We start from the raw sequence: 6,046 nt of genomic DNA on the forward strand, positions 1-6,046 counted from the left end.
AAGTTAAAGCTTAGACACTTATTATTTTTCAAAGCTAGACAATATAAATACAAAAAAGAAGGTGACTCTAAACAAGTTAAGATAAAGGATAGAGCGAGTATTTCTGAAAGACCTAGCAGTGCTAATAATAGAAAAAATCTTTATCACTTTGAAGGTGACACTATTGTTGGTAAAGACCATAAAAGTGCTATTGTAACAATGGTCGATAGAGCTAGCAGATTTACTATTTTAGCCAAGTCTATAGATAGAACAGCTAATTCAATCAATAGAATATTGTACAAAGTATCTAATGGTCATAAAATATTAACAGCTACATTTGATAATGGTAAAGAGTTTGCTAAACATAAGAAGCTAACTAGCAAGACTGGCATCAAAGTATTCTTTGCTGATCCATACAGTCCTTGGCAAAGAGGTACTAATGAAAACATGAATAGGTATATCAGACAATTTATATCTAAAGGTACTAACTTTAACAATATATCTCATCAATACATTAGAAGTTACAGATAGACTTGAATAATAGACCTAAGAAATGTTTAAATTACTTGACACCTAATGAAGTACATTTTGGTATCTCTATAAACATTGAGAATACAATCTAGCAAATATTATTTTTCATAAGATCATTTAGTGATTGGCACCAGTTTCTCCAACTTTCCTCAATGGTTATTACTTTACCATTTTGGTCAATATGGTTATGATTGTGGAATGAGTTAATTGTGTCTTTGTCAAAATATTTATCATACATGGTTATTGCCTCCAATGTTGAGAATAATATGTTATTGATTGATTTTTTATCCATATCACTATTTGTAATTGTGTTCTTTAGGTTGTTAAGTTGTAGTAGTATCAAATCTAGAGAAGACTTTTGCTTTTGGATATAGTTGATTTGTTCATTAATTAGCTTTAGCCAGTCATTACTAGTCATATTATCTAGTATTGATTTGATTCTACTAAGGGACAATCCTAGGTGACTCAAAGACTTTATTTGTTGTAATTTGATTAAGTCTTGTGTCATATATAATCGATAGCCTGATTGACTATCTCTTAATGGATTTATAAGTCACACCTCCTCATAGAAACGAATTGATCTAATTGTCAGTCCAGTTTTTTTGCAATTGTCCCTATTTTCCAACTCATAATTACAGTTTTTTGTTATGGATGTTGATAATGATATAACCTTACGTAACGTTAGATTCAATAGATAAATTGATAAAAATAAAAAAAAACCTTGAAAATGACTTTTTTGGCTCAATATGTAGTTTTGCAAGTACTTAGAATATATGGATTTTCTAAGTTGCATAAAAATTAAAAATTTTTTGAAAACAAAAAATAGCAATAATTAACAAAGGAGTAAGATTGTTATGAACATTCGTCCATTACAAGACAGAGTATTAGTACGTCGTGCAGAAGAAGAAACAAAATCTGCAGGTGGAATTATCTTAACTGGTAGTGCTCAAGAAAAGCCAAGTCAAGGTGAGGTTGTAGCTGTTGGGAATGGTAAGAAATTAGACAACGGTTCTACTCAGCCAATGGATGTCAAGGTAGGCGATAAAGTACTATTAGGTAAATATTCAGGCAGTGAAGTAAAAGTAAATGATGAGACTCTTCTGATGATGAGAGAAGATGACATCATGGGCATTATCGGATAATCAAAAAATCTTACAAATTTCAAAGGAGAAATTAAATATGGCTGCAAAACAAGTTTTATTTTCAGATGAAGCTCGTGCAAAAATGCTAGATGGTGTGAATACTCTAGCCAATGCTGTAAAAGTTACTTTAGGTCCTAAAGGTCGTAATGTTGTTTTAGACAAAGCTTATGGTGCACCAACAATCACTAAAGATGGTGTATCTGTTGCTAAAGAGATCGAACTAGAAGATAAGTTTGAAAATATGGGTGCTCAAATAGTTAAAGAAGTAGCATCTAAAACTGCTGATGTAGCAGGTGATGGTACTACTACAGCTACTGTATTAGCTCAAGCGTTACTTACAGAAGGTCTAAAAGCAGTTGCTGCAGGTATGAACCCTATGGATCTAAAAAGAGGTATTGATAAGGCTGCTGCTAAATTAGTAGAAGAGCTAAAAGTACTTTCTAAGCCTTGTTCAGATACTAAATCTATCGAGCAAGTGGGTACAATCTCTGCTAACTCTGATTCTACTGTAGGTAAGCTTATCGCTGAAGCTATGGCAAAGGTTGGTAAAGAAGGCGTAATCACTGTAGAAGAAGGCAAAGGCTTTGAAGATGAGCTAGATGTAGTTGAAGGTATGCAATTTGATAGAGGTTATTTATCTCCATATTTTGCGACAAACCAAGAGAATATGACTACTGATCTAGAGAGCCCATATATATTACTAGTTGATAAGAAAATCTCTAATATCCGTGAATTACTTCCTGTATTAGAAGGTGTTTCTAAATCAGGTAAAGCTCTACTGATCATCGCTGAAGATGTAGAAAGCGAAGCTTTAGCTACTTTAGTTGTAAACAATATGCGTGGTGTAGTGAAGGCATGTGCTGTCAAAGCTCCTGGTTTTGGTGATAGAAGAAAAGCTATGCTAGAAGATATCGCAATCTTAACAGATGCTACAGTTATCTCTGAAGAGCTTGGTATGAAGCTAGAAGAAGCTAATATGGAGCACTTAGGTACAGCTAGTAGAGTACAAGTATCTAAAGATGATACTACTATCATTGACGGTGCTGGTAACAAAGATGCTATTGCTAATAGAGTTAATCAATTAAAAGCGAATGTTGCTGAAGCTACTTCTGATTATGATAAAGAGAAGCTACAAGAAAGATTAGCTAAGTTATCTGGAGGTGTTGCTGTAATTAGAGTTGGTGCTGTTACAGAAACTGAGATGAAAGAGAAAAAAGATCGTGTGGATGATGCTCTTCATGCAACTCGTGCAGCTGTAGAAGAAGGTATCGTTGCTGGTGGTGGTGTTGCTATTATCAGAGCTCAAAAAGCTCTTGATGGCTTAACTGGTGATAATGATGACCAAAATCACGGTATCGCATTACTTAAAAAAGCAATCGAAGCACCATTAAGACAAATCGTATCAAATGCTGGTGGTGAGTCTTCTGTAGTTGTTAACGAAGTAAAAGCTAAAGAAGGTAACTATGGCTATAATGCTGCTAATGATACTTATGGTGATATGGTTGAGATGGGTATCTTAGATCCTACTAAAGTTACTCGTTCAGCTCTACAACATGCCGCATCAATCGCTGGTCTTATGATCACTACAGAAGCTATGGTTGCTGAGATCAAAGAAGATGCTCCAGCTATGCCTATGGGTGGCATGGGTGGTATGCCAGGCATGATGTAATAAAGTCTTAATATCCAAAAATATCTCTTGTTGGATATATTTTGGATATCATCTAAAGACTATATTCAAATTTTCATATCTTTCTTATCTAAAAATTAAATTCATCATTAAAAAATAAGCTTCTAGAATATTTATTCTTAATTATGATGCATATAATCATTCTATGAATTATTAACGAGTAATATATTTTATGAGTTCAATCTCAACAGATAATAAAGTTCTTGGATTAAAAGATGTCACGATAATGGCGGTCACTGCTAACTTTGGTATCCGTTGGATACCTGTTGCTGCAGGTTTAGGAGCATCAGCAATATTTTTTTGGATACTTGGTGCTTTGGTATTTTTCTTACCACTAGTCGTTATAGCTACACAACTATCACGTAAATATCCTGATGAAGGAGGCATGTATGCTTGGACTACTAGAGCTTTGGGTGAAAAATCAGGCTTTATGGTTGCATGGTTGTATTGGATTAATACGATATTTTATTATCCAGCAGTTCTAATATTTTTGGCTACAAATTTTGCTTACTTCATTGGTAAGCCTGAATTGGTTGAGAATCATTATTATATCACTGTGGTGGTATTGATAGCTTTTTGGTTGATTACGGTAATTAGCTTTTATGGTCTAAAGGCAAACAAATATCTAGTATATATTGGTGGTATTTTAGGCTCATTTATACCTGCTATTGTGATAATCGTCCTAGGGGTGGCAGCTTATCTAGCTGTAGGGCATAGTGCTACTGATTTTTCTGTGGCTAACATAGCTCCTCATGGTAGCTCGTGGGACAATCTTTCTACTTTGACTATTATTATGTTTGCTATGGCTGGTATTGAGATAATTCCTACTTTTGCTAACTCTGTTAGAGATGCTAAGAAAAACCTCTATTATGGCTTGATTCCATCTGCTTTTATACTACTTGGACTATATATACTAGGCACAGTAGCTTTGAATTTGGTAGCATCTCCAGATGATATTGGTAAGGCATCTGGCTTGATGACAGCATTTGAGATTATAGGTCATCAATTTCATTGGGTATGGTTTCCCAAGCTAATGGCATTTTTATTAACATTTGCTGAATTTGCCGCGGTTAGTATTTGGTTATTAGCACCTGTGATTATGTTTTTTAAATGTACTCCTAAAGGGATTTTGCCGGATTGGTTACACAAAACTAACAAGCACGATTCTCCAAGAAATGCTTTGATATTTATGGGTGTGTTGGTTACATTTATAGTTGTATTTACAAATTTGTTGCCGTCAGTTGATGCGATGTATCAAATCTTGATCCTCATGGCTACTGTACTTTATTTTATCCCTTATTTATATCTTGTAATCGCTTATATCAAGCTTATGAATCATAAGATAAAATATTTGTTTGCGGTGCTAGTTTTTGTATCGACATCATTAGGTATAATGTTTAGCTTTCAACCACCAAGCGATATGAATAATGCTTATGAGATTGCAATATATGAATCAGAACTAATTTTAGGGCCAATGATTTTTATATTTGTAGGATGGCTTTTGTATAAGTTTAGAAAATAGTGGTCAATACTTTCCTACAACCTTGTCAAAAGCTTTTGTTGTCAAGAATCTTTTGAGAGTTGTCATAATCCAAGTCGCTTTTGTTATAAAGTATCTAGGTCTTGGTTTTTTTGCTATAAGAATTTTTTCAACAACTTTGGCTACTTCAATTGTTGGTAAGTTAAAAGGGATAGGTTTGTGATTACCAAGCATTATTCTATAATATTCTTTATGATGAGGCGAATGTTCTACTTCAACATTATCGATAGTCTTTAGTGCATTCTCTCTAAATTTACTTGTTACAGGGCCAGTATTTAATAGACTAATAAAAATATTGGTATCCCTAAGCTCAAGGCGCATAGTATCAGTCATACCTTCTAGAGCGTGCTTACTAGCCACGTATGATCCACGATACCTCATACCAATAAGTCCTAATATTGAGCTATGTTGTATTATTTTTCCATGACCTTGTTTCCGCATAATTTTTATAGCTTTGTTAGTTAGATTGTGTATCGATATCTTCTAATGCGCCAACTTGTCCAAATCCAGCATTATTAAATACAGCATCTAATTTGCCACCAATTTTAGCTAAAATAGCCTCTAAGGCCTGATCAACCTGATGATAATTAGTGACATCTATCAGATAAGTATCAAAGCCTTCAGCTTTAAGCTTATCTACATCTTCTTGCTTTCTAGCAGAAGCAAAAACTTGATATCCTTTATCTCGAAGATAGCTGGCTGTTGCGTAGCCAATGCCACCATGCGAGCAACCTGTTATTAGAATATTTTTTTTGTTATCCATATTTATAAAACCAAACTCACTTTATTGAGTTAGTTTATTTTAAGTCTATTAAATAGTCAAAATAAGAAAAAATGCTAGATTGTATTCTGAAAGTTTTAAATAGTTGAAAGAGAGTTCCAAATATAGTTTATTAGGTTTTGACGAAACTAAAATAAACGATAAGGAACTAAAAAATGCCAAAGCACTTAACTCTTTCAAATAGATATTGTATAGAAGAATTACTTAAATTAGGATACCAAACATCTCAAATAGCCAATAAAATTGGCTATAGTGAAACAGCTATAAAAAAGGAACTTAATCGCACTAGTATAAATAGTGACTATAATGCTGAGATAGCACAGAAGCTATATCAAAGCCGCAGAACTTCAAATAATCATAAGCTATCCTGTAAAGTTAAAAAGCTA

5 protein-coding genes and 2 pseudogenes are annotated in these 6,046 nt (G+C 33.6%); 5 read left to right on the forward strand and 2 right to left on the reverse strand.

Annotation, left to right across the window (positions count from 1 at the left end; all coding sequences use genetic code 11):
* Positions 1 to 602 (forward strand): annotated as a pseudogene (locus F8C69_RS08620) (IS30 family transposase); the annotation flags it as partial.
* On the opposite strand, the gene F8C69_RS08625 reads toward F8C69_RS08620, so the two are convergent.
* Positions 599 to 1,060 carry a MerR family DNA-binding protein gene (locus F8C69_RS08625; protein WP_268892356.1) on the reverse strand — a complete coding sequence of 154 codons (462 nt, stop codon included), beginning with the start codon at positions 1,058 to 1,060 and terminating at the stop codon, positions 599 to 601. The pseudogene F8C69_RS08620 and the gene F8C69_RS08625 sit on opposite strands and share 4 nt — an antisense overlap.
* Positions 1,061 to 1,364: 304 nt before the next feature.
* On the opposite strand from F8C69_RS08625, the gene F8C69_RS08630 reads away from it, so the two are divergent.
* From F8C69_RS08630 to F8C69_RS08640, 3 genes are all read left to right on the forward strand, one after another.
* Positions 1,365 to 1,652 carry a co-chaperone GroES gene (locus F8C69_RS08630; RefSeq protein ID WP_159184892.1) on the forward strand — a complete coding sequence of 96 codons (288 nt, stop codon included), beginning with the start codon at positions 1,365 to 1,367 and terminating at the stop codon, positions 1,650 to 1,652.
* A gap of 37 nt (positions 1,653 to 1,689) precedes the next feature.
* On the forward strand, positions 1,690 to 3,321 hold the full coding sequence (groL, locus tag F8C69_RS08635; RefSeq protein WP_159184893.1) for a chaperonin GroEL: 1,632 nt from the start codon (positions 1,690 to 1,692) through the stop codon (positions 3,319 to 3,321).
* 190 nt (positions 3,322 to 3,511) lie between these two features.
* Positions 3,512 to 4,861 (forward strand): APC family permease, encoded by a 1,350-nt coding sequence (locus F8C69_RS08640; RefSeq protein ID WP_159184894.1) that lies wholly within the window; start codon positions 3,512 to 3,514, stop codon positions 4,859 to 4,861.
* 3 nt (positions 4,862 to 4,864) lie between these two features.
* On the opposite strand, the pseudogene F8C69_RS08645 reads toward F8C69_RS08640, so the two are convergent.
* Positions 4,865 to 5,642, reverse strand: a pseudogene (locus tag F8C69_RS08645) (SDR family NAD(P)-dependent oxidoreductase).
* A 173-nt stretch (positions 5,643 to 5,815) separates the two neighbouring features.
* Here F8C69_RS08645 and F8C69_RS08650 point away from each other — a divergent pair.
* Positions 5,816 to 6,046, forward strand: a 231-nt coding sequence (locus F8C69_RS08650; RefSeq protein WP_159183792.1) for a helix-turn-helix domain-containing protein, incomplete at its 3' end; no start/stop codon positions are given.

The organism is Francisella noatunensis subsp. noatunensis (assembly GCF_009823375.1).
GTDB lineage: Bacteria > Pseudomonadota > Gammaproteobacteria > Francisellales > Francisellaceae > Francisella > Francisella noatunensis.